Source organism: Micromonospora sp. NPDC049559, assembly GCF_040676675.1.
GTDB lineage: Bacteria > Actinomycetota > Actinomycetes > Mycobacteriales > Micromonosporaceae > JBFAPK01.
Map to the genome: position 1 here is coordinate 91,145 of NZ_JBFAPK010000016.1, position 25,186 is coordinate 116,330.

Consider the following 25,186-nt stretch of genomic DNA (forward strand, 5'->3'; position numbering starts at 1 on the left):
GGGGATGTCCGATGGCGAACGAGCGACGACTGGCGGTCGACCCGCCACCCCGCAGCGCGGCCCTGGTGCCCGGGCCCCGCCTGCTCGGCCGGGTCTACGCGCCGGACCCGCGGGACTGGACCCTGCCCCAGCTCATGGAGATCGCCGAGCCGCCCGAGTCGATCCGGCAGCGGACGATCGAGCAGGTGATGCGGGAGACGACGTACTTCTCGGACTGGCGGGCGTACCTGGTCTTCTGGCGGTGGCTGAGCCGGCAGCGGGAGCCGGAACCGCGACCGGTCGACGCGGCGCCCGCCTGGGAGTTGAAGATCCAGCTCGACCAGGGGGAAACCGGACACTGTGTCGGGTTCGGCTGGGCCGGCTGGGTGGACGCGAGCCCGGTCGAGGGCTCCTACCAGAACGCGGACGGCCACGCGCTCTACTACGAGTGCAAGGTCATCGACGGCGAGCCGCTCGCCGAGAACGGTTCGACCGTACGCTCCGGGGCGCTGGCGGTACGGGCCCGGGGCCGGCTCGCCGCGTTCGCGTTCGCCCGTACCACCGACGAGATCGACGAGTGGATCAACACGCAGGGCTCGGTCGTGGTCGGTACCACCTGGACCTCCGACATGTTCAACCCGGACGCGGACGGGTACGTCCGACCGACCGGCTCGGCGGCCGGCGGGCACTGCTACCTCATGCTGGACCGACTCGACGCCGAGGACGCATACCTCTTCCAGAACTCCTGGGGCGACGACTGGGGGCTCGGCGGCCGGTTCAAGATGCGGCGCGGCGACTTCGACGGGCTGCTACAGGACCAGGGTGAGGCCTGCTGCGCCGCCGAACTGCCGCACTAGCGCCCGTTCACGCGAGAGCCGCACGAGCCGCGAGCCGTGACACCCGCGACACCCGCGACACCCGCGACACCCGCGACAGCCGCGTCGGCGGGGCCAGGAGAGACAGGCGCGGCCAGGAGAGACAGGGATGTGATGGCGGAGATCAGTCTCGGTCAGCAGGACGCGGGCGGGACACGTTCCGCCCGCCCCGGCGACCTCGTTCGTATCCACCTCGAAGAGACGCCGGCCTCGGGATTCCGCTGGCAGGTCGAGGAGTTCGACCAGAACGTGCTCGAACCTGCCGGTGACCGGTTCCTGCCGCCGCCGGGCGTGGAGCGCGGCGGACGGGGCCGGCGGGAGCTGCGCTTCAGCGTCGTCGGCGCCGGGCGCGGCCGGGTCCGGCTGACGCTGCGCCGCCCGTGGCAGGGCGTCGAGGCGGCCGCGCGCCGGTACGAGACGACGATCGAGGCCGCACCGGGGAGCTGATCGGCCGGCCGCCGCCGGCCCGCCCGTCGACGTCACTCTAACGGGTGAATCCGCTGGTAGCGGTATGTCCGCTCTGTCCACAGTGCTGCGTGGGTCCGGTGTGGGAACGCTTGCCCGCATCCGTTCCCGCAGCCGCGCGCGAAGGCTGTCGAGAAAACGACAGAGTCGGTGACAGCCCGATCGCCGCTGGGATATCTCTTCTGCAACCGACGACCGACCGGTGACCCGCCGCGCCGAAGCGGCTGCCCACCGTCGCTCTCGACCGCGCGCCACCGCCGATCGACACCCCGCACCTCTCCGCCTCGGCCCCGCACCTTCCCGCCTCGGCCCGCTCCACCGTTTGCCGCGCTCCGCCCGCCGTCCGGCACACCGTCCGGCCGGAGCCCCACCCTGCCCGCATCCGGTCGCGGCCGACGACGCCCCGCCCCCGCCGTACGCCGTGGGCCCGGCCGGCGGGCCGCGCACCGACCCCTACGGAGGCATCGTGCCCGGATTGTACGCACACATGGACGTGGCCCGGCGGGCGTTGTCGGCCCTGGCCACCAACCCGGGCGCGGCGGCGCTCTTCGCCGCCGACGGACCCTCCGCCGCCGAGCTGGAACAGATCGCCCGCGACCACCCCGCCTACACCGCCCTCGGCGCGCTCGGGCCCGACATGTTCTTCCTGCTGCCCGACTTCAAGCCACCGCTCGGTACCGGGCTCTGGGGCGCGGCCAACTTCCTCAAGGACTTCGTCGAGGGCTGGGACGAGAACTTCCTGGAGCCCTGGGAGAACACCCTCGAACCGATCGCCATGAACAACGCCGACACCCTCGGCGCGCTCACCGGCGGCGTCCTGGACCAGCTCGGCGCCATCGCCGAACAGGGGATCGCGTTCCTGATCGCCTTCGTCGAGGTCGCCCTCGTCCGGCAGTACGACATCTTCGGCCTGCTCGGCAGCGGCGTGCCCGAGGGGTACGACGAGCAGACGTTCTTCTGGAGCGACATGTTCCACTACCGGAAGACGTTCGAGTTCGGGCGGCACCTGTTCACCAAGGCGCAGGCCAGCGGGAACGACGCCCACCTCGCCTTCGCGCTCGGCTGGATGAGCCACCTCGCCACCGACGTGACCGGCCACGCCTTCACCAACGAGAAGTGCGGCGGGCCGTACCGGCTGCACTGGCAGCGCCACAAGCTGGTCGAGAACCACATGGACGCGCGGGTGGTCGACGCCGAGCGCGGCGGTGAGCCGATCTACAACATGCTGAACAACTCGGCGCTGCACCTCTGGATCGCGTTCAATCCGGACGGGACGTCCCGGCACGACTTCTTCGACAGCCAGCCCGGCCCGACCCACGCCACCGGCGACACCACCCTGGACCTGCTCGACCGGGAGAAGGCGTGGGACGTCGACTCGGATCTGCCCGCCGGTCTCGCGCAGTTCATCGCCGGGGCCGCCCGGGAGTTCTTCGCCGACCCGGGGCTCGACACGGGCCCGAACGGCGCCACCGCGTCCCACCCGACGATCATCGCCGATCTGGACCCCGGCCCCAACGGCTTCTCCGAGGACGGCTACGCGGATCCCGAGGCGGTCACCACCACCTACTGGTGGCTGTTCAAGTACCTGAAGTGGACCACCACCGACTACTACTCGATGCGGTACCCGGAGTTCGAGGTCATCACCGTTCCGCCGTTCCCGTCGCCGCCCGGCTCCGGCACGCCGAACGACGGCCCGGGCGGCGACGACGCCGACACCTGGGACAGCGCCCTGGACATCCTGCTGGCGATCCTCGCCTGGCTGCTCTATCTCGCGCAGGTACTGGCGTGGGCCGCCACCGCGCTGGTCGGCATCGTCACGACGCTGGCCACCGCGCCGATCCGCTACCTGGTGTACGAGCTGCTGGAGGTGCCGCTCTACAACGCCTGGGCCGCGCTGCACTGGTACCTGGCGTACACCGGGCTGGCGCTGCCGATGAGGTCCGAGACCAGCCGGGGGCTGATGACCCTCGGGGTGACGCCGGCGGACGCCTGGGGCACGCTGCAGTCGGCCCTGAACGACCTGAGCGGCGGCCTGATCGTGCCGCCCGAGGGTCCGGCCTCCGAGCCGTCCGGGGCCGAGCGCAGCCTGCGCGCGCCGCGCGAGGCGGTGGTCGACAAGGAGGACGCGGTGCTGGCGGCCGGCGGCATCCCGATCACCAATCCGTGCGCCGGCGGCCCGGCGCCGAGCGCCTTCGTCCGGCCCTGGCTCTTCCCGCTGCGCAACCTGGCGCAGCAGCCCGTCGACATCGAGCGGACCAGCACCCGGCTGAGCCCGTACCCGAGCCTGACCGACGCCACCGCGCTGATCGCCCCGCTCGCCGGTGATCCGGGCGCCCGGGCCGACTTCGAGCAGGCCGGCAGCGAGCAGGAGACCGTGCAGGCGCAGAACAACCACCTGCCGCTCCGCACCCTGGGCGGCCCGGTCGACTTCACCGGCTACGTGGTGGCCCGGCTCACCCGGGACGACCCCGGCACGATCCCCAACTTCAACCTCGACGCCGACCGGGGCTACGGCTATCTCTGCTGGGACTGGGTACGGGACCCGTCCGCCGTCGCCGCGCCCGAGGCGTACCGGGACGACGCGCAGCCGGCCAACTCGGGCCACCAGTACTCGCCCCCGGCATCGGCCGGCTACGGCTGGTGCGACGACGACGTGATCAGCGGTACCGCGCCGCCGGTGCACGACCCGAACGCCAGCCCACCCGCCGTCCGCATCCGCTACATCGACCTGGAGGCCAAGTAGCGATGGTCGAGACCCCGCCCAGCCACCCGCTCTTCGATTCCGCCCCGGGCCGCAGCGGCGGGGTGACCACCGACCCCGCCGACCGGTTCGGCCTGCCGGCCGACGACCGGGAACGCGAACTGCTCGACACGCTCCGCGACCGGCTCGGCCCGCGGATGGAGCGGAACCGGATCGCCTTCCGCCCGGAGCTGCTGATCCGCACCTACGTCGGCGACTTCGGCATCCGGCCGTACGGCGGCACCTTCTGGCACAGCCCGGACATCTGGGTCGCGCCCGGCGACCCGGCGAGCACGCCGGCCGTACCGGCGAACCCCGGCGGTTCGCCCGTGGTGGGTCAGCCGCACACGCTCTACGCCCACGTCTGGAACCTCGGCCTGGCGCCGCTGATCGGTGCCACCGTCGAGTTCCTGGTCTTCAACCCGTCCATCGCGTTCGCCGGCCAGGCGCCGCTGTTCCGGGCCACCGCCCGCGTCGACCTGGCGAGCCGGACCAGCGCGGCCGAGTGCCACAAGCTGGTCAAGTGCCCGGTCGCCTGGGTGCCGGCGCTGGTCAACGGCGGCCACGAGTGCCTGATCGTGCGGGCCAGCGGGGTCGGGGACCCGCTGGCGCCGGACCACCTGGAGCCCGCCGTGGACCGCAAGGTCGCCCAGCGCAACATCATGGTGCTGCCGTGGGGAGCGGACGTCGCGCCGCTGCTCGGACAGCTCGGCGGGACGCTGCCCAGGGGTGCCCGGCTGACCTTCTGGCTGGTCGGCGCCGGGGCGCAGCCGATCGTGGATCTCGTCGCGCCGGGCCGGCGGGCCACCCGGGCCGAGGACGTCCAGATCGGCGAGCCCGGCCGGGCCCCCGCGCCGGGTCGCGGCACGGCGACGGTCGTACACGTCCAGGGCCGGCGCGACGACGAGATCGTCGGCGGCTACACCCTCGTCTTCGTCGACAAGTAACCGCTGACCGGGTACCGATCCTCGGAGGGCACCGTGCAGGACGCCGAAAAGCCGACCGCCGAGTCCGGGCGGCCAGCACCGGAGCAGCTCGTCACCTTCTCGTTCTCCCGCTGGCTGCGCCGGCGCGAGGACCAGCTCCAGATCCGGTTCGACTTCTACAACCTGCAGCCGCACCCCGTCCCCGGCGGCGCCGTGCTGCGGCGGAGTTCACCCGGCCCCGCGTACGTGGTCGCGGTGCTCGCGCCGCAGCACCTCGCCGAGCGGACCTATCCCGACTCCGGCGGCGAGCCGGCGGACTGGCCGGTCGACGCGCGGCTGGCCGGACCGAGCCGCCTCGCCTTCGCGGTGCCCGAGGCGGTGGCGGAGGTGCCCCTGACCGAGTCGGCGCTGCTCGCCTGGGGCCAGCTGGCGGCGAGCGTGCACCCGGCGGCGGCCCCGCCGCCCGGCGGCGCCCCGGCGCTGGGGCCGCCGCAGCCGTACCACACCGCCATCGAGCTGCCCTGGCGCCTGCTGCTCTCGCCGCACGAGCGGAGCGCCTGGGCGCACTCGACCACGCCGGTGACCCGCGACGGCCGTACCGAGCTGTGGCACACCCGGCTCGGCGTGGCCGGCGCCGACGGCACGACCGACGAGGACGACGCCGAGTCGCGGACGGTACGGGCGATCTGGGGAACCGACCCGGACTTCGGCGCCTGGCTGCTGCCGCCCGGCTCGCCGGGGGCGAAGACCCCGCCGGACGGCGCGGTGGTGCCGGCACCGGGGCTGCCGTTCCGGATGCCGCTGACCCCGCGCGACCGGGTGCAGATCGTGCGGGCCAGCGCCGACCACACCATCGCCGGCTACGAACCGCGCCCGGTCGAGGTGAACCGGCTGGCCCTGAGCGGCATGGGCGGCTGGTTGGACGCGCACGGCGGCTGGGACCCGCCGGCCAACGCGCTCTCCATCCTGTCCTGGCGGCACCGCGCCACCCTCGGCCGGGACCAGGACGTCCGCGTGGTGGAGCGCGGCTACCTGCTGCCCTTCGGCCACCAGGCCTCGCTGCTCGAAATCACCGAGCGCAAGGTGTCACCGGCCCGGTCCGGCGGGCAGGTGGCGTACCTGCGGCAGCGGTACCTGCTGGTGGTCCGCCAGCCGACCCGGCGGTACCCGGCGTTCGCGCAGGCCGACGAGGGACGGCGGCTGCCGTTCCGGTCCCTGACGGTGACCCGGGTGACCACGCCGACGATCGACGACCCGCAGCCCCTGGTGCCGGCGCTGGGGCAGGACGCCTTCGTGCCCCGGATCGGCGGGGAGCCGTACGCCTTCGAGTTCAGCGCGGTGGACCACGGCGGCCGGCGGGTACGGTTCACCGCGCCGGTGGTCTTCGTCAAGTCGACGATCGCCTTCGACGAGCCGAAGCTGGCGCAGGTCCGCGCCGCGTACAACGCCGTACCGGAGGCCGACCCGCTGCGGCGGCGTCCCCTCGCGGGGCAGCGACTGGCGCTGGCGGCGAGCGACCGTCCGGGTGACACCGACGTGGCGGCCACCAGCCTGACGTTCCGGGCGCAGGCCCCGGTCGGCAACCACGGCACGGCCGCGTTCGTCGCCCACGACCAGGTCCGGTGCCATCCGGCCGTGTCGGCGGCCGGGATTCGGCTGCCCGCCGCCGAACAGCTCTCGGGGCGCGACCTGGGCGAGGTCGCGGTACAGATCGACGACGGCTACGCCGCGCACGGCTTCGACCCGGCCCAGAACCCGGCCGAGGTGTACGCGGTGCTGGCCGAGCCGGTGACGCTGGCCTTCGACGCGGACAAGGCGGGCCCCTTCACGCCGGCCATGGACATCCGCGGGCTCTCCCGGACCATGGGCCCGGTCGGTGGCGACCTGCAGACCCTGAAGGCCGGCAGCTACGACCTGCCGGCGATCTTCGAGGCGACGGCGGCCACGCCCCGGATCATGGGCGGGGTCAAGCTCAGCGACATCGTCGCGCCCGTACCGGTCACCCCGGGCGCCGCGCCCGAGGGGGCGATGGTGCTGCGTACCGAGCACCCGGGCGGCGCGCCGCAGGCCCTGACCGGCGGTGGCGACGCGGTCGGACCGCGCCAGCGGTTCGAACTCCGCCCGAAGCTGGTCAGCGATCCGCTGAAGATCATCGAGGTCTTCCCGTACACGTACGCCTCGATCGAGCTGGAGATCGGCGTCGACAACAACGACCCGAACCTGGTCTACCACCGGTTCCAGGCGCTGATCTCGAACGGCAAGCCGTGGAGCAAGACCCAGGACCTGCCGGACGACACCGAGCCCGGCCCGCTGGTGGGCACCGCGCCGGCCCTCGTGCTCCGGCTCGTCGGCGACGTCCTCACCTTCGTCGAGGTGGAGTTCCAGCGGGTCTACTTCATCGCCGAGACCGGCAAGGACCACGTGATCGACTTCGTGCTCGGCGAGATCCGGTTCAAGGGGCCGCTGGAGCTGCTACAGCGGATCATGGACGAGATCAGCGGCGCGCCCAAGCCGCCCGGCACCCCGCAGTTCGGCAAGATCGTGCACTTCCTGCCGGGGCCGGCGCTGGAGGTCGGGCTGCTCTTCGGCATCCCCGCCATCAAGCTCGGCGTCTTCTCGCTGAAGAACCTCATGGCCGGCGTCGCGGTCACCCTGCCCCTGCTCGTACCGGCCGTGCCCGACGGGCAGGAGCGGCCCATCCGGCTCACCTTCTACTTCGCCGAGCGGCAGAACCCGTTCCTGCTGGCCGTGCAGTGTTTCGGCGGCGGCGGCTACTTCGCCGCCGGCTTCGGTACCGACGGCGCCGAGTTCATCGAGGCCGCGCTGGAGTTCGGCGCCCACGCCGAGCTGGACTTCGTGGTGGCCGCCGGGATGATCGAGGTGATGGCCGGGCTCTACTTCCGGCTCGACATCGACCCCGGCGGCAACCAGACCTGCACCCTCACCGGCTACGTACGGATGCGCGGGCAGGTCAGCGCGCTCGGCATCGTCACCATCTCGCTGGAGATGTACCTCGGCCTGACCTACCAGTCCGCCGGCAACAAGGTCATCGGCCAGGCCACCGTCACCCTCGCCGTCGAGGTGCTCTTCTTCAGCACCAGCGTCAGCCTGCACGTCGAGCGCAGGTTCAGCGGCGACGAGAACGACCCGACCTTCCTCGACCAGATGCCGGCCCAGTCGGTCTGGGACGAGTACGCCGGCGCGTTCGCACCCCTCGGAGGATGATCCGGCATGCGCGACCAGAAGATCGCCTTCACCGCCCTGCCCCCGGCACCCGGAACGCCGCCGCCCGCACCCGACCGGCTGCGCGTGTCGGTGCACGTCGCGCCCCGGCTACAGACCGACGAGGACCTGCCGGTACCCCGGCTGACCCAGTTCCCGGACCTGCTGGACTGGCCCGCCACGGTGGCCGGCGTCGGCTGGACGGTGCGGCTCGGCGGCAACGCCGTACCGGCCGAGGTGGTCTCCGAACCCCGCTCGGACCTGTGGCGGGCGCTCTTCGCGCCGGAGACGTTCGTCCGCCCGTACGCCTTTCCCGACCTGCACGACCGCAAGGTGCGCTCGTACCCAGTCGGGCACGTCGAGGCGTTCCTCACCGAGCGGTACCGCACCGTGGCCACCACCGCGCCGACCGAGTACCCCGGCTACCAGGAGCTGGTCGACGCGGGCCTCTTCGGGCAGCTCCATCCGGGCCGCGACGGTGGCCGCCGCCTGATGGAGCAGATCGAGGAGGTCCTGACGCAGCAGCGGGCGGTACCGCCCGGTCCGGCCGACCCGCCCCGCGACTTCCTCCAGCTGCGCCGCTTCCACGCCCCCCGGGGCGCCGCCGTGGTCGAACTGGCCCCGCCCGAGCTGGACTTCCACGACGTCCTGGCGCTCGTGCTCGACCATCCGGCGCTGCTGCGCCTGCTCGGCCTCGTGGTCGACCTCGACGTGCCCACGGAGCTGCTGGCGGGCGTGCCGGCCGCGAGCGAGCTGTCGGTCGTACCGGCGTGGTCGCCGGCGCTGACCGCCGCCGGCGGTACCCACACCGACCAGACCCCGCGCACCCGCTGCGCGCTCTCCGGCGGCGCCCTCGTCGCGGCGCCCCGCCCGGGCGCACCCGACCTGGTCGGCGGCCACCTGCCCGTCGGCGATCCGGACCGGTACACGGTGGTGCGGATAGACCCGGACGGCGCCGCGATCAAGACCATGGACCTGGTCGCCAACCTCGCCGCCTCGCGGCAGCACAGCTGGACCGGGCAGCCCGAGGCGTACGCCGTCCCGACGCTGCGCTCCGCCGGCTTCTCGGTGGCCCGCACCGGCCGCGCCGCCGCGCTCGTGGCGGCGCTGCAACGGTCCAAGCAGCTGCACGACGCCGCGCAGGGCGGGCAGGGCCTCGTGCTCGACGCCGAGGACCTGGTACGCGGGCACCGCGTCGACGTCTTCGACGAGGCGGCCGGCCGATGGTACCCGCTGCACGCGCGGGTCGGCCGCTACACGGTCCCCGGCACCGGAATCGAGCTGCTGGTCACCGACGAGGGCGCGCTCACCACCACCCCGACCAGCGCGGCCGACGGCTCCTCGCCCGACCTCTACCTGCAGGAGTCGCTCTTCCAGTGGCTCGGGTGGAGCCTCGCGGCCCCGCCGCCCGGCACCTCCATCACGCCGGACGAGCAGATCGGCACGCCGGAGAACAAGGCCGCCACCGCGTACCCGCTCGAGGTGCGCTTCACCCCCCGGCCGGGCACCCTGCCGAGGCTGCGCTTCGGGCGCTCGTACCGGTTCCGGATGCGGGCGGTCGACCTCGCCGGGAACTCCGTACCGTTCGACGCCACCACCGCGCCCGCCGCGCCGGTGGCCACCCCGGCGCTGCCGTACCTGCGCTACGAGCCGGTCGCCGCGCCGGTGCTCGTGCTGCGCCAGCCGCGTACCGAGGGCGAGAGCGTGGCGCACATGGTGATCCGGTCCAACTTCGACACCGCCGCGACCGCGGAGAGTCAGCGGCACGTCGTACCGCCGCAGAGCGCCCAGCTCACCGCCGAGCAGCACGGCCGCTTCGACACCCCGGCCCAACCCGGACAGCCCTCGGTCCTCGACCCGGCCGCCTGGGCGCTGATCACCGAGCGGGAGCACCGCGACCTCGACACGTCGCCGCAGGTCTCCTGGGAGACCGACGGCATCAAACCGCACCCCTACTACGACGTGGACCAGCTCGACCTGCCGTACCTGCCGGACCCGATCGCCCGGGGCGCCACCTTCCTGGGGCTGCCCGGGGGATCGGTGGCACCGGTCAAGGTCCCCTTCACCCCGGAGCCCGGCAAGCCGTGGTACGCCCTGCGCCCGCTGCGCGTGGTGCTCGCCGAGGGGCCGGCGCACGCGGACTTCGACGACGCGACCCGGGTGCTGCGGGTGTCGCTGCCCAAGGGCGAGACCAGCGTCGTGCGGGTCAGCTGCAACCTGACCGACGCGGACCTGTCCCTGCTCGGTATCTGGCAGCTGATCGAGAGCGCCAACCTGCCGGCCGGCGTGCGCCAGGGGTTGGCCGCGGCGGCGCTCGACGGCCGGCACTGGATGCTCACCCCGTACGTCGAGCTGACCCTGGTGCACGCCGTCCGGCAGCCGCTGCTCACCCCCGAACCCGTCGGCTGGACGCCGACCCGGGCCGCCGGCCAGACCCACGCCACGCTCGACGGCGTACTGCACGCCGACCGCAGGAGCACGTCCCGGCTGGACGTACTGGCGCAGTGGCCGGAGCGGGTCGACGGCGGGCCGGGCGCGCCGCCCCCGCACACCCGCACCGCCTCCGCCGCCGTCGCCAACCACACGGTGGCGGAGAACCCGGCCCAGCCGGAGTCGGTACCGATCTCCGACCGGCACGAGTTCGGCGACACCCGCTACCGCCGGGTGACCTACCGGGCGGTGGCGACCTCGCGGTTCAGCAAGTACTTCACCCGGCGCCAGTGGTTGAGCCTGACCGGCACCGACCCGGTGGTGCTCGACCCCGCGGGGCTCGTACCCGGCTCGGTCGTGGTGGCCGACGCCGCCGGCGAGTACGCCGAGGGCCGTGACTACGTGCTCGATCCGGACGCCGGCACCATCGCCCGCAGCGACCCGTCCCACCTGGCCGAGGGGGCGCAGGTCAGCGTGGAGTACCTGGCGGCGCCGATCACCCGCGACAGCACCACGCCGGTGGTGCTCGACATCCCGTCCGCCGCCCGGCCCGCCGCGCCGGTGGTCCGGCACGCGGTACCGACGTTCCGCTGGACCGAGCAGCGCACCTCGACCCTGGTCACCAGCGGCCGGCAGGGCAGTGGCCTGCGCGTCTACCTGGAACGCCCCTGGTGGTCCTCGGGCGACGGGGAGCTGCTCGGGGTGGTGTTGGAGCGGAACCCGGGCGCGCCGAAGACGTCCGAGGTCCGCGACCGCCTCCGCTCGGTGGTCACGCTCTGCGGGGAGGACCCGGTCTACGCCACCGCCGGCCTCGCGGCGACCGCGCTGACCCCGGCGATGTTCCCGCTCGCCGCGGCGACCGGTACCAACCTCGCCCTGGCCGGCGCGCCGGAGAACGTCGACGTGGTGGGCCACGCCGTCGCGTTCGATCCGGACCGGGATCTCTGGTACTGCGACGTCGACGTCAACGTGGGACCGAGCTACCTGCCGTTCGTCCGGCTCGCCCTGGTGCGGTACCAGCCGCACTCGCTGCCCGGGCTGCACCTGTCTCCGGTGGCGCTGGTCGACTTCACCCAGCTTCCCCCGGACCGGCTCACCACCGTGCAGGTCACCTCGGACACCACGGTCAAGGTGACCGTGAGCGGGCCGTCGTACCGGGCCACGACGGCGGCGGCCGGTCCGTCGCTGGTGATCGTCACCCCCGAGGTACGCGACCCGGTGGTGGGCGGCGCGCTGGGCTGGCTGCCGGCCGGGGCGCCCGGGGTACCGGTCACCCTCGGCGCTCAGCAGCAGCCGAACGGGCACACCGTCTGGCAGGGGACCGTGACCCTACCGCCGGTGACGCAGCGCGGTGCGCGGCGGCTCGTGGTCGAGGAGTTCGAACGGGTCGCCGCGTCGGCCGGCGGGGACGGAGCGGGGGTGGCCAACCGGCTCGTGCACACCGACCTGATCGTGCTCTGATCCGCGCGCCGGCCCGGCCGTCGGGCCGGCGCGTGCCCGTCCCGGACCGGCGCGTCGCGGCGCGTGCCCGTCCCGGCGGCGGTCAGGCGCTCCAGCCGTCGGCGGGTACCGGCCGGGCCGGCACCCCGGTGACGTCCACGTCCAGCGCGAGCAGGGCGCCGTCGAGCGGCCCGGGCCGGTCCAGTCCGATGCGGGCGGTGGTGACGAAGAGCCGGCGCAGCTCCGGCCCGCCGAGACAGACGCTCGTGGGTTGGGCGGCGGGCAGCCGGATCTCGCGGTCGAGCGTGCCGTCCGGGCGGTACCGGCGTACCGCGTAGCCGCCCCAGAGCGCCACCCAGAGGTGGCCGGCCGCGTCGACCGTCATGCCGTCCGGGGAGCCCTCGGCGGGTGCGAGCCGCAGAAAGGGTTCCCGGGCGGAGAGCTCGCCGGTCCGGGCGTCGACCGCGAACCGGTCCACGTGCCCGAGCGGGGTGTCCGCCAGGTACATCACGGTGCCGGTGCCGTCGAAGGCGGGACCGTTGCTGATGGTCAGCCCGGTCACGGCGGCCACCGGGGCGGACCCGGGCGCGGCGCGGTAGAGCGTACCGGCGCCGGGCGTGCTGTCGTACGCCATGCTGCCGGCCCAGAAGCGGCCGTGCGGGTCGGCGACGGCGTCGTTCATGCGCGCCCGGGCGGCGTTGCCGCTCTCCAGGTCGGCCAGGTACGTCCAGCGGTCGTCGGCGCCGTCGAACACCGCCACGCCGGTACCGAGCGCGGCGAGCCAGGCGTCCGGCCGCCCGGCCAGCGGTGCCACGGCACCCAGCGGGGCGTCGACCCGGCGCAGCTCGCGCAGGGGTGCGGGCGCGTCGCCGCCGGTCTCCAGCAGCCGCCCGGCGAGCAGGTCGACGAGGACGAGCCGGTCGGCGACCCAGCGGGCGCCCTCGCCCAGTTCGAGCCGGTCGTCGCTCCACGGCGTCGGTTCGGGAAGTCGCATGCGGTCTCCGTTCGGGACGGGGCGGACCCCGCGGGGTCACCGCAGGGCGGTGCCGGGGGCGTGGTCGAGCAGGGGAAGTTCGGCCCGGGTGGGCAGCCCCTCCCAGTCGCCGCGGGTGGCGACCGCGAAGGCGGCGGTGGTGGCGGCCCGGTCCAGCCGCCCCGCGACGTCGAGCCCGTCGAGCCGGCCGGAGAGCAGCCCGGCCACGAACGCGTCGCCCGCGCCGATGGTGTCCACGGCCGCGACCCGCCGGGCCGGCCGGTGCACGCTGCCGGCCGGGGTGTGACTGGTGGCGCCGTCCGCGCCGTGCTTGACGACCACCTCGCCGACGCCCGCCGCGAGGACCCCGCGCGCGGGATCGGTGGTGTCGTCGGTGAGCACCGCCAGCTCGTCGTCGGAGGCGACCAGCACGTCGACCGACGGGAGCAGCGGCCGCAGCACCGCCGCGGCGCGCTCGGTCGACCAGAGCCGCCGCCGGTGGTTGACGTCCAGGCAGACGGTGCCGCCGGCCGCCCGGGTACGTTCGATCGCCGCCGCCACCGCGGCGCGGGGCTCGGGGCCGAGCGCGCAGGTGATCCCGGTGACGTGCAGGATCCGCGGCGCCGCGCCGGGCGGCGCGAACGCGGCGGCGACGTCCGAGGCGTCCAGCCGGGACCCGGCGGAGCCGGTCCGGTAGTAGCTGACCCGGGTGAGGTCGCCGACCCGGGGCTCGAACAGGATCAGCCCGGTCGGCGCGTCCGGGTCGATCCGGGCCCCGGTGAGGTCGACTCCCTCGGCGCGCAGCGTGCGCCGGATCAGCTCGCCCGGCTCGTCGGCGCCGGTGACGCCGAGCCAGCGGACCCGGTGCCCGAGCCGGGCCAGGCCGATCGCGACGGTCGACTCGGCGCCGGCGATCGAGAGCTGGAGGCTGCCGCCGAGCCGCAGCGCGCCGGCGGCCCGGAACGCCGCCATGGTCTCGCCGAGGGTGAGCACGTCCGGCGCGGCCGGGCCGGGCGAGGGTACGCCGGTCATGCCGCGACCGCCGCCCGGAAGGCCGCCGCCCGCTCCCGCAGCGCCGCCAGGTCCCCGCCGCTGGGGGCGTCGCCGAGCAGCGGCGAGCCCACGCCCACCGCCACCGCGCCCCGGGCCAGGTAGTCGCGGGCACCGGCGGCGTCGACGCCCCCGACGGGTACGAAGGCCGTGCCGGGGAACGGGTCGCGCAGGGCGCGCAGGTAGTCCGGGCCGCCGAGCGAGGCGGGGAAGAGCTTGACCGCGACCGCGCCGGCGGTGGTCGCCTGGACCACCTCGGTGGGGGTGAGGGCGCCCGCGAGCACCGGCAGCCCGAGCTGGCCCGCCGTCGCGACGCTGGGCGCGAGGGCCGGGGTGACCAGGAAGGCGGCGCCCGCCTCGGCGGCCAGCCGGGCGTCGTCGGCGGTGAGGACAGTGCCGGCGCCCAGCCCGTACCCCGGGCCGAGGGCCGCGCGGGCCCGGCGCAGCACCGTCAGCGCGTCGGCGGTCGTCAGCGACACCTCGACCAGTGCCACCCCCGCGTCGGCGAGGGTCAGCACCGAGGCCAGCGCCGCCTCCGGGTCGGTGCCGCGCACGATGGCCAGCAGCCGGTGGGTACGCAGCGCGTCGAGCAGGTTCACGGGTGGTCGCCTCCGGTGGTTCGGTGTGCGGAGATGGTGAGCCGCCAGCCGAGGACGCCGGTCGGCGGTACCACCGCCGCGTCGTCGGGTCCGGCGGTGGCCAGGTCGAAGACCGCGCCGAGCATCGGCTCGACCCCGGTGCTGCGGTACGGCGTACCGGCCGGCCAGCCGCCCAGGTTGCGCCAGAGCGCGGTCGACCGGGGCTGCCCGGGACAGTCCAGGCGCAGGGTCAGCGTGTCCAGGCCGTCGGCGACCCGTACCTCGGGGCAGTCGAGCAGTACCGCGCCGACGGCGCTGCCGTCGTCCGGCCCGAACCGGTCCAGCGGTATCCCGGCCGGATCGGGCCAGGCGCCGGTCACCCAGGGCTCGGGCCCGGTGGGCCGGGCCTCGGGCTCGGCGGGGGCAGGACCGGCGCCGGCGGTCCCGGGGCCGGCCGCCTGCGGGAGTACGTCCGGGTAGAGCCGGGTCGGCGTGCCGTCCGGGGCGAGCAGGCGGGCGCGCGGCGAGAGGTCGAGCAGGGCGTGCGCCGCCCAGACGAAGCGGTAGCCGGGGCGGGCCCGCAGCAGGTAGTCGGCGGTCACCGCGCCGTCGTGGTGGGCGATCCGGCGACGCAGCGCGAAGTCGTCCCCCGCCACCGTGGACTCCCCGTCGCCGGTGCGCCGCCAGGGGCGGGACCAGACGTCACCGTGGTCGGGCGTGCCGCGTACGGTCGGCAGGCACTCCTCCAGCCCGCCCGCGTCGACGAACCCGTCGCCCGGTACGGCGCCCGCGCGGGCCGGGTCCGGGCGGGACCACAGCCACTCCCGCCGGCCGCCGCGCAGGCTGGTCCAGCGCCCGCCGAGCCGGTCGTCCACCTCGGCGCGCAGCTTCACCCGGCTCACCATTCGGCGAACGAACCGTCGTCGTGCCGCCAGACCGGGTTGCGCCACGCGTGGCCCCGCTTGTCGGCGGCGCGTACCGCGGCCTCGTCGACCGTGATGCCGAGGCCCGGCCCGGTGAACCGGGCGATGTGCCCGTCGACGAAGCGGAACGGCTCGCGGTCGACCACGTAGTCGAGCAGTTCGGCGCCGGTGTGGTAGTGGATGCCGATGCTCTGTTCCTGGATCAGGAAGTTGGGCGTGGCGAAGGCGACCTGGAGGCTGGCCGCGAGCGCGACCGGCCCGAGCGGGCAGTGCGGGGCGAGCACGGCACCGTACGTCTCCGCCGCCGCGGCGATGCGGCGGACCTCGGAGATCCCGCCGGCGTGCGACAGGTCCGGCTGCACGACGGCCACCCCGGCCTGCAACGGTCCGAGGAAGTCGCCGCGTCCGTAGAGCCGCTCGCCGGTGGCGATCGGCACCGGCGAGCAGTTCACGACCTCGCGCAGCAGGTGGCCCTGGTCGGGCAGGAGCGGCTCCTCCACGAAGAACGGGCGCAGCGGGGCCAGCTCGGGCAGGATCCGGCGGACGGCCGCGGCGCTGGCCCGGCCGTGGAAGTCGACGGCGACGTCTCGGTGCGCGCCGAGCACCTCGCGGGCCGCGGCGACCCGGCGGACCACGGCGTCCACCTCGGCCGAGGTCGGGATGGGGGAGAGGCGCCCCGAGGCGTTCATCTTCACCCCGGTCAGCCCGGCGGCCACCTGGGCGGCGACGTGCTCGGCGATCTCGCCGGGTTCGTCGCCGCCGACCCAGGAGTAGATCCGGACCCGGTCGCGTACCGCTCCGCCGAGCAGCGCGTGCACCGGGGCGCCGTACGCCTGCCCGGCGATGTCCCACAGCGCCTGGTCGATCCCGGCGACGGCGCTGGAGAGGATCGGACCGCCCCGGTAGAAGCCGCCCTTGGTGAGGACCTGCCAGTGCCGCTCGATGTGCAGCGGGTCCTCGCCGAGCAGGTACTCGCTGAGCACCTCGACGGCGCTGCGGACCACCTCCGCGCGTCCCTCCACCACCGGCTCGCCCCAGCCCACCAACCCGGTGTCGGTCTCCACCCGGCAGAAGAGCCACCGGGGCGGTACCAGGAAGGTCTCGATTCGGTCGATCTTCACCGGCTGCCTCTCGCGCTCACTGGCTCTCTCCCCGTTTCCCGCGTACCCGTTCGACGTCGCGACCGGCCTTCTCCAACAGGTCGCGCATGGCCCGCTCGGCCGCGCCGGCGTCGCCGGCGCGGATCGCCTCCACCACCGCCCGGTGGCTCGGCACCGGATCGTCGTGCCGCGCGCCGCCGTGCACGAGCCGGTCCCGCTCGGCGAGGCCGGTCTCCATCACGACCTCCATCCGTTGCAGCAGCTCGTTGTGGGTCGCGGCGAGCAGCGCGCGGTGGAAGCCGAGGTCGGCGGTGATGGCCGCGACGGGTTCGCCGCCGGCGCCGGCCATCTCGGCCAGCGCGGCGTCGAGGGCGGCGAGGTCGTCGGCCCCGGCCCGCTCGGCGGCCAGCCGGGCGGCGGCCGGCTCGATGATGCCGCGCACCTCGTGCAGCTCGTCCAGGAGCCGGGGCGCGGCGCCCTCGGCGAACTGCCAGCGGATGATGTCACCGTCGAGCAGGTTCCAGTCGGCCCGCGGCCGTACGAAGGTGCCGCGTTTCTGGCGCGCGTCGACGATGCCCTTGGCGGTGAGCACCTTCAGCGCCTCACGCAGGGCGGTGAGGCTCACGTCGAGCTCTTCCTGCAGCGCCCCGATGTTGAGCGTCTCGCCCTCGCCGATCTCGCCGGCCAGGATGCGGCGCGCGATCACCTCCACGGTCTGCCCGTGGACCCCCCGCCGTGCGTACTGTGCCAATGCTCCGCGCCTTTTCGCTCGTCCGGTCGATGGTCAGGCCGAGGCCTTCACCGCGGTCCAGCCACCGTCCACCACCAGGCTCGCACCGGTGACGTACGCGGCGTCGGGCGAGGCGAGAAAGGCCACGGTGGCCGCCACCTCGTCCGGGGTGCCGAACCGCCCGGCCACGGTCTGTGCCACGCTACGCTGCCGGTCCACTTCGGATACCCGGTCCCAGGCGGCGGTGAGGATCGGGCCAGGCAGCACGGTGTTGACCCGGATCCGCGGGCCGTACTCGACCGCGAGCTGGCGGCCGAGCGAGACCAGGCCGCCCTTGGCCGCCGCGTACGCCGGGTGCCCGGGCAGCCCGACGAGCGCGTGCACGGAGGAGACGATCACCACCGCGCCGGAGTCGGCGCGCAGGTCGTCGAGGCAGGCCCGGACGCCGAGGAAGGTGCCGGTCAGGCAGACCGCGAGCTGCCGGTCCCAGGAGGCGCGGCTGGTCTCGTGGGCGGGCGCGACCTCGCTGTAGTAGGCGTTGCTGACCAGGATGTTGACCGGACCGAGCGCGCGGCGTACCGACTCGGCGGTCTGCGCCCAGACGGCCTCGTCCGCGACGTCGGCGACCACGGCGTGGGCCCGTCCGCCGGCCTCCCGGATCTCCCGGGCCAGCGGCTCGGGGTCGCGCAGGTCGGCGAGGGCCACGGCGGCCCCCTCGGCGGCCAGCCGCCGGGCGGTGGCCCCGCCCACGCCGCCGGTCGCGCCCGTGACCAGGGCAACCCGTCCCTCCAGGCGTCGCATTTCGCCGGCTCACCCGCCCCCGTCATCAAACCATTAATTAGGAAAACATCTTGACAGCCTCGCGGCCCGGATGCAACCGTCTGGGGCGGACAACTTCATCCGCCGGCCCGGGCGAGCAGGGAGATCGGCCCTCCCGGATATCCGAGCGACACCAGCGACAGCGATGCCGGCCACAGCGACGTCGGCTGCACGAGCGACCCGGCTCCGGCCGGGTCGGGTAGGAGGATCCCGCCGGATGAGCCAGACCGACGCCCCGGCCGGTCCGTGGACGCTGCGCGGCGCGCACACCGAGTACACGGTAGCCGTACCCGGGCACGGCCGGTGGCTGGAGCTGACCGCCTGGGGTCCGCACGGCGTGAGCACCGGCCCGTCCCCGGTGGCGTACGCCGGGCCGACGCCGTACTTCACCGCCGGGGACGCGGCCCCGGTCGAGTACGCCACCGACGGGCTGCGCCCCTTCGCCGGAGCCGACCTGGTCCTGGAGACGGCCGGCGGGGACCGGGGCGTCCAGTGGCGCTTCGTCGAGGCCGACGGCGACGACGCGGCGCTGCGGGTGGTCTTCGCCGACGAGGCCACCGGGGCGCGCGCGACGTTGCACTACCGGATCCCGGCCGGCACCGACGTGGTCGAGCGCTGGGTCGAGCTGGCCAACACCGGCGACGCCGCGCTGCGGGTGGTCCGGGCCGGGTCGGCCGGCTTCTCGGTACCGACGCCGCACGGCGCCCGGCTGAGCTACCTCTGGGGACAGTGGGCCCAGGAGTTCCAGCTCGACCACGTCGAGCTGACCCGGGGGCGGTTCAGCGTCGGCAGCGCCCAGGGCGTGCCCGGCCACGCCTTCGCGCCCTGGCTCGCGGTACGCGACCGCGCGGGCGCCGACGGCCCCACCTGGGGTACGGCGCTGACCTGGACCGGCTCGTGGGAGATCGCGGCCGACGTGGAGAACGGCGGCCTGACCCGGGTACGCGTCGGCCGACTGCTCGCCGACGGCCCGCTGGAGCTGCCGGCGGGCGAGACGCTGGTCCTGCCGGTCGCCGCCGGCGCCTACAGCGACGACGGCCTCGACGGACTGGCCCGGGTCTGGCACCGCTACCAGCGCCAGCTCGCCGGCGACCGGCTGGAGCGGGTCCGCCCGGTGCTCTACAACTCGTGGGAGGCCACCTACTTCGACGTCCGGGCCGACTCCCAGCTGGAACTCGCCCGGGTCGCGGCCGAGCTGGGCGTGGAGACCTTCGTCGTCGACGACGGCTGGTTCGTCGGCCGCGACGACGACCGGGGCGGGCTCGGTGACTGGACCCCCGACCCGGCCAAGTTCCCCGACGGGTTCGGGGCCTTCGTCGACGAGGTCCGCGCCCTCGGCCTGAACTTCGGCCTCTGGGTGGAGCCCGAGTGCGTCAGCCCGCGCTCCCGCCTCTACGCCGAGCACCCCGACTGGGTCTACTCGGTACACGGCCGGCCGCTCACCCCCATCCGCAACCAGTACCTGCTCGACCTCGGCCGGCCGGAGGTCGCGGAGTTCGTCCACGGCACCCTCGACGGCCTGCTCTCCACGTACGACATCGGCTACCTGAAGTGGGACTTCAACCGCCCGCGTACGGAGCCCGGCCGGCCCGGCTCCGGCCCGGTCGACCTCGACGGCGGCCACGTCGCCAACCTCTACCGCATCCTGGCGGCGCTGCGCCGCGACCACCCCGGGGTGCTGATCGAGGCGTGCGCCGGCGGCGGGGCCCGGGCGGACCTCGCGATGGCGGCGCGTACCGACGTCATCTGGCCGAGCGACAACACCGGCCCGTTGGACCGGCTCGCCATCCAGTACGGCTTCCTGCACGCCAACGCCCCGCACCTGATGAGTTCCTGGGTGACCGACGCGCCCGGGATCTTCGACCCGCGCCCCCGGTCGCTGGCGTTCCGCTTCGTCCTCGCCATGGCCGGCGTGCTCGGCATCGGCGCCGACCTGCGGCACTGGGGGCCCGCCCAGCGCGCCGAGGCGGCCGAGTGGATCGCGCGCTACAAGCGGATCCGGCACGTCGTCACCCGGGGCGAGGTGCACCTGGTCGGCGGACCGGACCAGGACCGGTGCGCCGTGCAGTACACCGGCGTGGACGGCCGTGAGATCGTCGTGCTCGCCTGGCATCCGGGGCGGCTCGACGGCGCGGGTCTGCTCCCGTCGCGCCCGGTACGCCTGCCGCTGCGCGGGCTCGCCCCCGAGGGCACGTACCGGCACGGCGAGCAGGTCTACTCCGGCGCCCATCTCACCTCGGTCGGGCTGCCGGTGCGGTGGAGCGCCGAGCACGACGCCGAGCTGATCGTCCTGACCCGGGACTGAGCGAGCGCGCCCCGCCCGTCCCGCCCGTCCCGCCCCGGACGGACGGTCGGGGCGGGACGGTCAGCCGGGGACCGGACGCGGCGTGCTGCTCCCGTCGTCCACCAGGTACATCCGGGCCTCGTGCAGGTCGAAGTACATGCCGACCAGGGCGAGCTGGCCGGAGTGCAACCGCCGCCGCACGCTCGGGTAGGTCCGCAGGTTCTCCAGCTGCTGCACGACGTTGACCAGCGCCTGCCGCTCCACCGGCGGCAGCTCGGCGCCGCCGGGCTCGGCGCCGTCGAGTTCGCCGGCCCGCTCCCCGGCGGCCCGCACGCGCTCGTCGTCGGCCGGGACCACCGTCGGGACCCGGCCGACGGGAAGCGGGCGGGCGTGCCGGAGCCAGGAGGCGAGGTGGGTCTGGCTGCCCACGTCGTCGCCGAGCAGGGCGCGCATGGCGCCGCAGTCGGAGTGCCCGCAGACGGTGATGGTGGCGACGCCGAGCACGTCCGTGGCGTACTCGATGGCGGCCCCGACGCTGTCGTCGCCGGGCGCGCCGTGGCGCGGCACGATGTTGCCGATGTTGCGCAGGCAGAAGAGGTCGCCGGGCCCGCTGGCGGTGACCAGGTTCGGCACCATGCGGGAGTCGGCGCAGGTGATGAAGAGCTCGCGCGGTCGCTGCCCGTCCCGGGCCAGCTCGACCAGGTACGGCCGCACGTGCGGGGCGACGCGCCGCTGGAACTCCCGCACGCCGACCAGCAGGCTCGCCGCGGCGCCGTCGGTGCCTCCGGAGCCGGCGGGCACCGGTTCGTGGCCGGTGCGGGTGGCCGGCTGCGCCCCGGGCGCGACCGCCTCCGGCTCTCGTTCGGTGCGTACGGCCGGGGTCGGGCCGGGCGGGTCGGTCGGGGTGGTGCCCTGCCACTGGGACCAGGGTGCGAACCAGCGGGGGAGCAGGTCGGGCAGGCTCTTGCGGACCCCGAGCCGGTCGCGGACCGCGCGGTCGAACCAGGTGTCGTGCACCTCCTCGACGCGGACCCGGCCGCCGCCGCGTTCGTACTCGTCGCGCCAGTCGCGCATCACCTCGAAGGCCGCGTGGTCGAGGAAGTCGAGGTGCAGTTCCAGCTGGACCCGCTGGCCGGGCGGCAGCCGGCGCAGCTGGTGGGTGAGGCGTCCGACGCCGAGGAAGAGCAGGGTGCCGGTGATCCGGACCAGCCACTCCTGCTCACCGCGCGGCTCGACCTCGATCCGCCAGTGGGTGAGCCGGTACAGCGCCGACAGCAGGGTCACCGCCATGCCGATCAGCACGCCGGTGACCAGGTCGAGGAAGACGACGCCGGCCACGGTGATCGCGTACGCGGCGAACTCGCGGTGCCGCACGAAGGTACGGATGTGCGCGACGCTGACCAGCCGCAACCCGACGATCACCAGTACGCCGGCGAGCGCCGCCATCGGGATGCGCTCCAGCACGCCGGCGAGGAGCAGCACGGCCAGCGCCAGCCAGACCCCGTGCAGGATGCCCGAGGCCCGGCTGCGGGCGCCGGCGGCGACGTTGGTGGAGCTGCGGACGATGACCCCGGTGACAGGCAGCCCGCCCAGCGCCCCGGACGCGGTGTTGGCGACGCCCTGCGCGATCAGTTCCCGGTCGAGCCGGGCCCGCGGGCCGTCGTGCAGCTTGTCCAGGGCCACGGCCGAGAGCAGCGACTCGACGCTGGCGACCAGCGCGAGCAGCAGGACGCCGGAGGCGAGGGCGCCGATCGACACGTCCGGCCAGTGCGGCGCGGCCAGTACGCTCAGCGGGTCGTCGGGCAGCGCGACCCGGGCCAGGTCGAGGTCCATCCCGGTGGCCATCCCGGTGGCCAGCGCCACGGCGACCAGCGGTCCGGGCAGGTACGGCACCCTGACCAGCCGGGACCAGCCGAGCAGCACCGCGATGGTGACCACGCCGACCAGTACCGCCGCGTCGTGGTACCCGACGAGTTGGGCGGGTAGTTCCCGCAGGTTGGCCCAGGCCGAGTGCTGCGGGGCGCCACCGAGGACCACGTGCAGCTGGCTGAGGGCGATGACGATGCCGATTCCGGCCAGCATCCCGTGCACCACCGCCGGTGAGAGCACGAGGGCGGTACGGCCGACCCGGGTCAGCCCGAGCACGATCTGTACCAGGCCGGCGAGGGAGACCATCACGGTGGTGGCGGCCCAGCCGTGCCGGATCACCAGTTCGGCGACGATGACGGTCAACCCGGCCGCCGGCCCGCTGATCTGCAGGGGCGCCCCGCCGAGCGAGCCGGCGACGATGCCGCCGATCACCGCCGCGATGATCCCGGCCATCAGCGGCGCACCGGAGGCCGCGGCGATACCCAGCGAGAGCGGGATCGCGACGAGGAAGACGACGAACGAGGCGGGCAGGTCGTGCCGCAGGACGGTGCGCCAGCGGGGCGGGCGCGGGGCCGGCGGGCCGTTCCGCTGGGTGGGGATGTGCGCGGAGGGCATGCTCCGGGACTGCCTGGTTTCCATGCTCTCCTCCGAAGTGGATTCGGCTCGGACGGGGATGTTCCAGAAAATCAGGCCTTAGGTGGCGTAAGGCGCGGATGCCGCTCGCCGGACACGTTACCCTGCGGGCATGATCCTTAACAATCTGTCACGACTGGTGAAATTCGGTCCGCGTGACCTGGATGATCGTCCAGAGCGATCCGTCTAGGTGCGAGAACCCGTGCTCCGGAATGGACGGGGATGATCCAATCTGGACAGGGGTGGCGGCTCTCGGCGGACAGCTCGTCCGCCCCGGGCCGGCCGTACGGGCCACCGGTTGCCTCGTCGGCGGGGCCTCCGTGTTCCGATCTTTCGACGCCGCTGGACGTTGCCCGCTATTGGTCGTGTAAGCTACGAGTGGCGCCTTGCGGGGCAACTGCGATTTGCAACTTGCATGAATTGGGCCCGCCTCTGACTCGCTCGTATTTGGGCGATTTCATTTACTTTCGCGAATTCAATTGGAATCGTGGATGTCTTGACTCGCGCCTCAGTAGCGGCGCATCGTAGAGACCAGCGCCGATGCCGTGAGCCAGTCGTCACCCTCGGTCACCTTGCGGCGATCGGTGCAGGTCACGACGGCGTGACGCGGGTCATCGCGCGGGGGACGAGGAGGCGGCCATGGAGCTTCGCCCATTTGCCGGCAGCTATCTGACCAACCCGGCCGTCGTTTGGCGGGAACTGCTGGAAAGCCCGGAAGGCGTCACGTACGCCGAGGACCTCGACATGTGGCTGATCTCCCGTCACGAGGATGTGCGCCGCGCCCTCGGCGACGCCGACACCTTTCAAAACGCATTGACGCTCGCCCCCGTATATCAGGTTTGTCCGGAAGCCATGTCGGTGATCGTGCAAATCGACGCGCCGCCGACGACCGCCGCGGCCGACGCGCCCGTGCACACCCGGACCCGCCGAGCCCTGCGGGCGACCTTCGCCAACACCGCCGTACGGGTCGAGGAGCAGTACGGCCACCTGGTCTGCCGGCGGGTGGACGAGCTGGTCGGGCGGCTCGCGCAGCGTCCGGGCGAGACCGTCGACCTGGTCCCCGAGTTCGCCGCCGAGCTGCCGCTGCTGGTCGTCATGGACATCCTCGGCGTGCCGGAGCGCGACGTGCCCCGGATCCGCCGCTGGGCCGACGGCCAGATCGCGCTGGTCTGGGGGCACCCGAGCCCCGCCGAGCAGGTGCGCCTCGCGCACGGTCTGCTGGACTTCTGGCGCTACTGCCGGCAACTCGTCGCCGACCGGGTCCAGGACCCGGCCGGGGGCGACGACTTCGTCCGCAAGGTGCTGCGGTACCGCGCCGGCGACGACGCCGTGCTCACCGAGGCCGAGGTGGCGAGCCTCGCCTTCAACCTGTTGGTCGCGGGGCACGAGACCACCGCCGGACTGCTCGCGCACGGGCTGGAGTACGCGCTGTCGGTGCCGGGCCGGTGGGCGCGCCTGGTCGACGACCCCGGCTACGTGCCGGCCTTCGTCGAGGAGACGCTGCGGTTCGGGCCGGCGATCGACGGCTGGCTGCGGCTGACCGGCCGGCCCGTCACCATCGGCGGGGTCACCATCCCGGCGGGCGCCCGCTGCCTGCTGCTGATCGGCGCGGCCAACAGGGACCCGGCGGCCTTCGCCGACCCGGACCGCTTCGACCCGCACCGCGCCGACGTCCGGGACCAGCTCTCCTTCGGCTACGGCCCGCACTTCTGCATCGGCGCCGCGCTGGCCCGGCTCGAGGCGCAGATCGCGCTCACCCGGCTCGCCGCGACCCTGCCCGGTTTGCGCCTGGCGCCCGGCTACACCGCCGCCTACAAGCCCAACGCCGCCTTCCGGGCGCACCGGAGCCTCCCGGTGGTCGTCGCGGCCGCCGAGGGCTGGGCGCCGCCGCCGCCCGCGTCGTACGACCGCCGCGCCGCCTGACCGTGCCGGCCGGGCGCGCCGGGACCCCGGCGTACGGCCGGTGGCCGGACCCGACCGGGACGGCCCGGATCCAGGGGCGGGACGGACCCCGGCCGGCTCAGCCGGTCGGCGCCGGTCCGTCCGACGTCCGGTCGAACCTCGGCGCGCCCCGCGCGTGTCCGCTTCGCCGATTCTCGGCCAGGATTGTTTGATCAGGAGGTACCACCGCTCGACGTAACCGGCGGGTC

General features: G+C 74.4%; 16 protein-coding genes. 8 read left to right on the top strand and 8 right to left on the bottom strand.

The genetic code is table 11. The features are described 5' to 3' along the window. The first annotated feature begins 11 nt into the window (after positions 1 to 11). From AB0J86_RS18960 to AB0J86_RS18985, 6 genes are all read left to right on the top strand, one after another. Positions 12 to 836: a C1 family peptidase gene (locus AB0J86_RS18960; protein ID WP_363858708.1), complete on the top strand. Its 825-nt coding sequence runs from the start codon at positions 12 to 14 to the stop codon at positions 834 to 836. Positions 837 to 968: 132 nt separating this feature from the next. Beyond that, positions 969 to 1,301, top strand: coding sequence for a protease inhibitor I42 family protein (locus AB0J86_RS18965; RefSeq protein WP_363858710.1), 333 nt, complete (start codon positions 969 to 971; stop codon positions 1,299 to 1,301). A gap of 484 nt (positions 1,302 to 1,785) precedes the next feature. Further along, positions 1,786 to 4,062: a hypothetical protein gene (locus tag AB0J86_RS18970; RefSeq protein WP_363858712.1), complete on the top strand. Its 2,277-nt coding sequence runs from the start codon at positions 1,786 to 1,788 to the stop codon at positions 4,060 to 4,062. A 2-nt stretch (positions 4,063 to 4,064) separates the two neighbouring features. Beyond that, positions 4,065 to 5,006, top strand: coding sequence for a hypothetical protein (locus tag AB0J86_RS18975; RefSeq protein ID WP_363858714.1), 942 nt, complete (start codon positions 4,065 to 4,067; stop codon positions 5,004 to 5,006). Positions 5,007 to 5,039: 33 nt separating this feature from the next. Further along, on the top strand, positions 5,040 to 8,210 hold the full coding sequence (locus tag AB0J86_RS18980) for a hypothetical protein (protein WP_363858716.1): 3,171 nt from the start codon (positions 5,040 to 5,042) through the stop codon (positions 8,208 to 8,210). Positions 8,211 to 8,216: 6 nt separating this feature from the next. Continuing rightward, on the top strand, positions 8,217 to 12,098 hold the full coding sequence (locus tag AB0J86_RS18985; protein ID WP_363858718.1) for a hypothetical protein: 3,882 nt from the start codon (positions 8,217 to 8,219) through the stop codon (positions 12,096 to 12,098). An 82-nt stretch (positions 12,099 to 12,180) separates the two neighbouring features. Here the strand turns inward: AB0J86_RS18985 and AB0J86_RS18990 are convergent, their stop codons facing one another. From AB0J86_RS18990 to AB0J86_RS19020, 7 genes are read right to left on the bottom strand one after another with little or no spacing between them, the layout of a single operon-like run. Beyond that, positions 12,181 to 13,071, bottom strand: a complete 891-nt coding sequence (locus AB0J86_RS18990; protein ID WP_363858720.1) for an SMP-30/gluconolactonase/LRE family protein — start codon at positions 13,069 to 13,071, stop codon at positions 12,181 to 12,183. A 36-nt stretch (positions 13,072 to 13,107) separates the two neighbouring features. Further along, on the bottom strand, positions 13,108 to 14,082 hold the full coding sequence (locus AB0J86_RS18995) for a sugar kinase (RefSeq protein WP_363858722.1): 975 nt from the start codon (positions 14,080 to 14,082) through the stop codon (positions 13,108 to 13,110). Beyond that, the gene (locus AB0J86_RS19000; protein ID WP_363858724.1) at positions 14,079 to 14,699 is read right to left on the bottom strand and encodes a bifunctional 4-hydroxy-2-oxoglutarate aldolase/2-dehydro-3-deoxy-phosphogluconate aldolase; all 621 of its coding nucleotides are present in this window, start codon (positions 14,697 to 14,699) and stop codon (positions 14,079 to 14,081) included. The genes AB0J86_RS18995 and AB0J86_RS19000 overlap by 4 nt, the downstream gene beginning before the upstream one ends. Further along, the gene (locus tag AB0J86_RS19005; protein WP_363858726.1) at positions 14,696 to 15,583 is read right to left on the bottom strand and encodes a hypothetical protein; all 888 of its coding nucleotides are present in this window, start codon (positions 15,581 to 15,583) and stop codon (positions 14,696 to 14,698) included. The genes AB0J86_RS19000 and AB0J86_RS19005 overlap by 4 nt, the downstream gene beginning before the upstream one ends. After that, a complete protein-coding gene (gene dgoD, locus AB0J86_RS19010; RefSeq protein ID WP_363858728.1) occupies positions 15,577 to 16,722 on the bottom strand; it encodes a galactonate dehydratase in 1,146 nt (381 codons plus the stop codon). Before dgoD ends, AB0J86_RS19005 begins: the two co-directional genes overlap by 7 nt. Before the next feature lie 16 nt (positions 16,723 to 16,738). Next, positions 16,739 to 17,452: an FCD domain-containing protein gene (locus AB0J86_RS19015; protein WP_363858730.1), complete on the bottom strand. Its 714-nt coding sequence runs from the start codon at positions 17,450 to 17,452 to the stop codon at positions 16,739 to 16,741. A gap of 33 nt (positions 17,453 to 17,485) precedes the next feature. Continuing rightward, the gene (locus AB0J86_RS19020) at positions 17,486 to 18,232 is read right to left on the bottom strand and encodes an SDR family oxidoreductase (protein ID WP_363858732.1); all 747 of its coding nucleotides are present in this window, start codon (positions 18,230 to 18,232) and stop codon (positions 17,486 to 17,488) included. Between the two features lie 235 nt (positions 18,233 to 18,467). On the opposite strand from AB0J86_RS19020, the gene AB0J86_RS19025 reads away from it, so the two are divergent. After that, positions 18,468 to 20,555, top strand: coding sequence for an alpha-galactosidase (locus tag AB0J86_RS19025; RefSeq protein WP_363858734.1), 2,088 nt, complete (start codon positions 18,468 to 18,470; stop codon positions 20,553 to 20,555). Positions 20,556 to 20,615: 60 nt separating this feature from the next. Here the strand turns inward: AB0J86_RS19025 and AB0J86_RS19030 are convergent, their stop codons facing one another. Next, on the bottom strand, positions 20,616 to 23,042 hold the full coding sequence (locus tag AB0J86_RS19030; protein ID WP_363858736.1) for a bifunctional SulP family inorganic anion transporter/carbonic anhydrase: 2,427 nt from the start codon (positions 23,040 to 23,042) through the stop codon (positions 20,616 to 20,618). A 633-nt stretch (positions 23,043 to 23,675) separates the two neighbouring features. On the opposite strand from AB0J86_RS19030, the gene AB0J86_RS19035 reads away from it, so the two are divergent. After that, positions 23,676 to 24,959, top strand: a complete 1,284-nt coding sequence (locus AB0J86_RS19035; RefSeq protein WP_363858738.1) for a cytochrome P450 — start codon at positions 23,676 to 23,678, stop codon at positions 24,957 to 24,959. Positions 24,960 to 25,186 lie beyond the last annotated feature (227 nt).

What these genes read in the sequence shown, in the direction of transcription:
- AB0J86_RS18995 (WP_363858722.1), bottom strand. Translation starts at nt 14,082, where the DNA reads ATGACCGGCGTACCCTCGCCCGGCCCGGCCGCGCCGGACGTGCTCACC.
- AB0J86_RS18965 (WP_363858710.1), top strand. Translation starts at nt 969, where the DNA reads ATGGCGGAGATCAGTCTCGGTCAGCAGGACGCGGGCGGGACACGTTCC.
- AB0J86_RS18960 (WP_363858708.1), top strand. Translation starts at nt 12, where the DNA reads ATGGCGAACGAGCGACGACTGGCGGTCGACCCGCCACCCCGCAGCGCG.
- AB0J86_RS18975 (WP_363858714.1), top strand. Translation starts at nt 4,065, where the DNA reads ATGGTCGAGACCCCGCCCAGCCACCCGCTCTTCGATTCCGCCCCGGGC.
- AB0J86_RS19030 (WP_363858736.1), bottom strand. Translation starts at nt 23,042, where the DNA reads ATGGAAACCAGGCAGTCCCGGAGCATGCCCTCCGCGCACATCCCCACC.
- AB0J86_RS18985 (WP_363858718.1), top strand. Translation starts at nt 8,217, where the DNA reads ATGCGCGACCAGAAGATCGCCTTCACCGCCCTGCCCCCGGCACCCGGA.
- AB0J86_RS19035 (WP_363858738.1), top strand. Translation starts at nt 23,676, where the DNA reads ATGGAGCTTCGCCCATTTGCCGGCAGCTATCTGACCAACCCGGCCGTC.
- AB0J86_RS19025 (WP_363858734.1), top strand. Translation starts at nt 18,468, where the DNA reads ATGAGCCAGACCGACGCCCCGGCCGGTCCGTGGACGCTGCGCGGCGCG.
- AB0J86_RS18990 (WP_363858720.1), bottom strand. Translation starts at nt 13,071, where the DNA reads ATGCGACTTCCCGAACCGACGCCGTGGAGCGACGACCGGCTCGAACTG.
- AB0J86_RS19005 (WP_363858726.1), bottom strand. Translation starts at nt 15,583, where the DNA reads ATGGTGAGCCGGGTGAAGCTGCGCGCCGAGGTGGACGACCGGCTCGGC.
- AB0J86_RS19020 (WP_363858732.1), bottom strand. Translation starts at nt 18,232, where the DNA reads ATGCGACGCCTGGAGGGACGGGTTGCCCTGGTCACGGGCGCGACCGGC.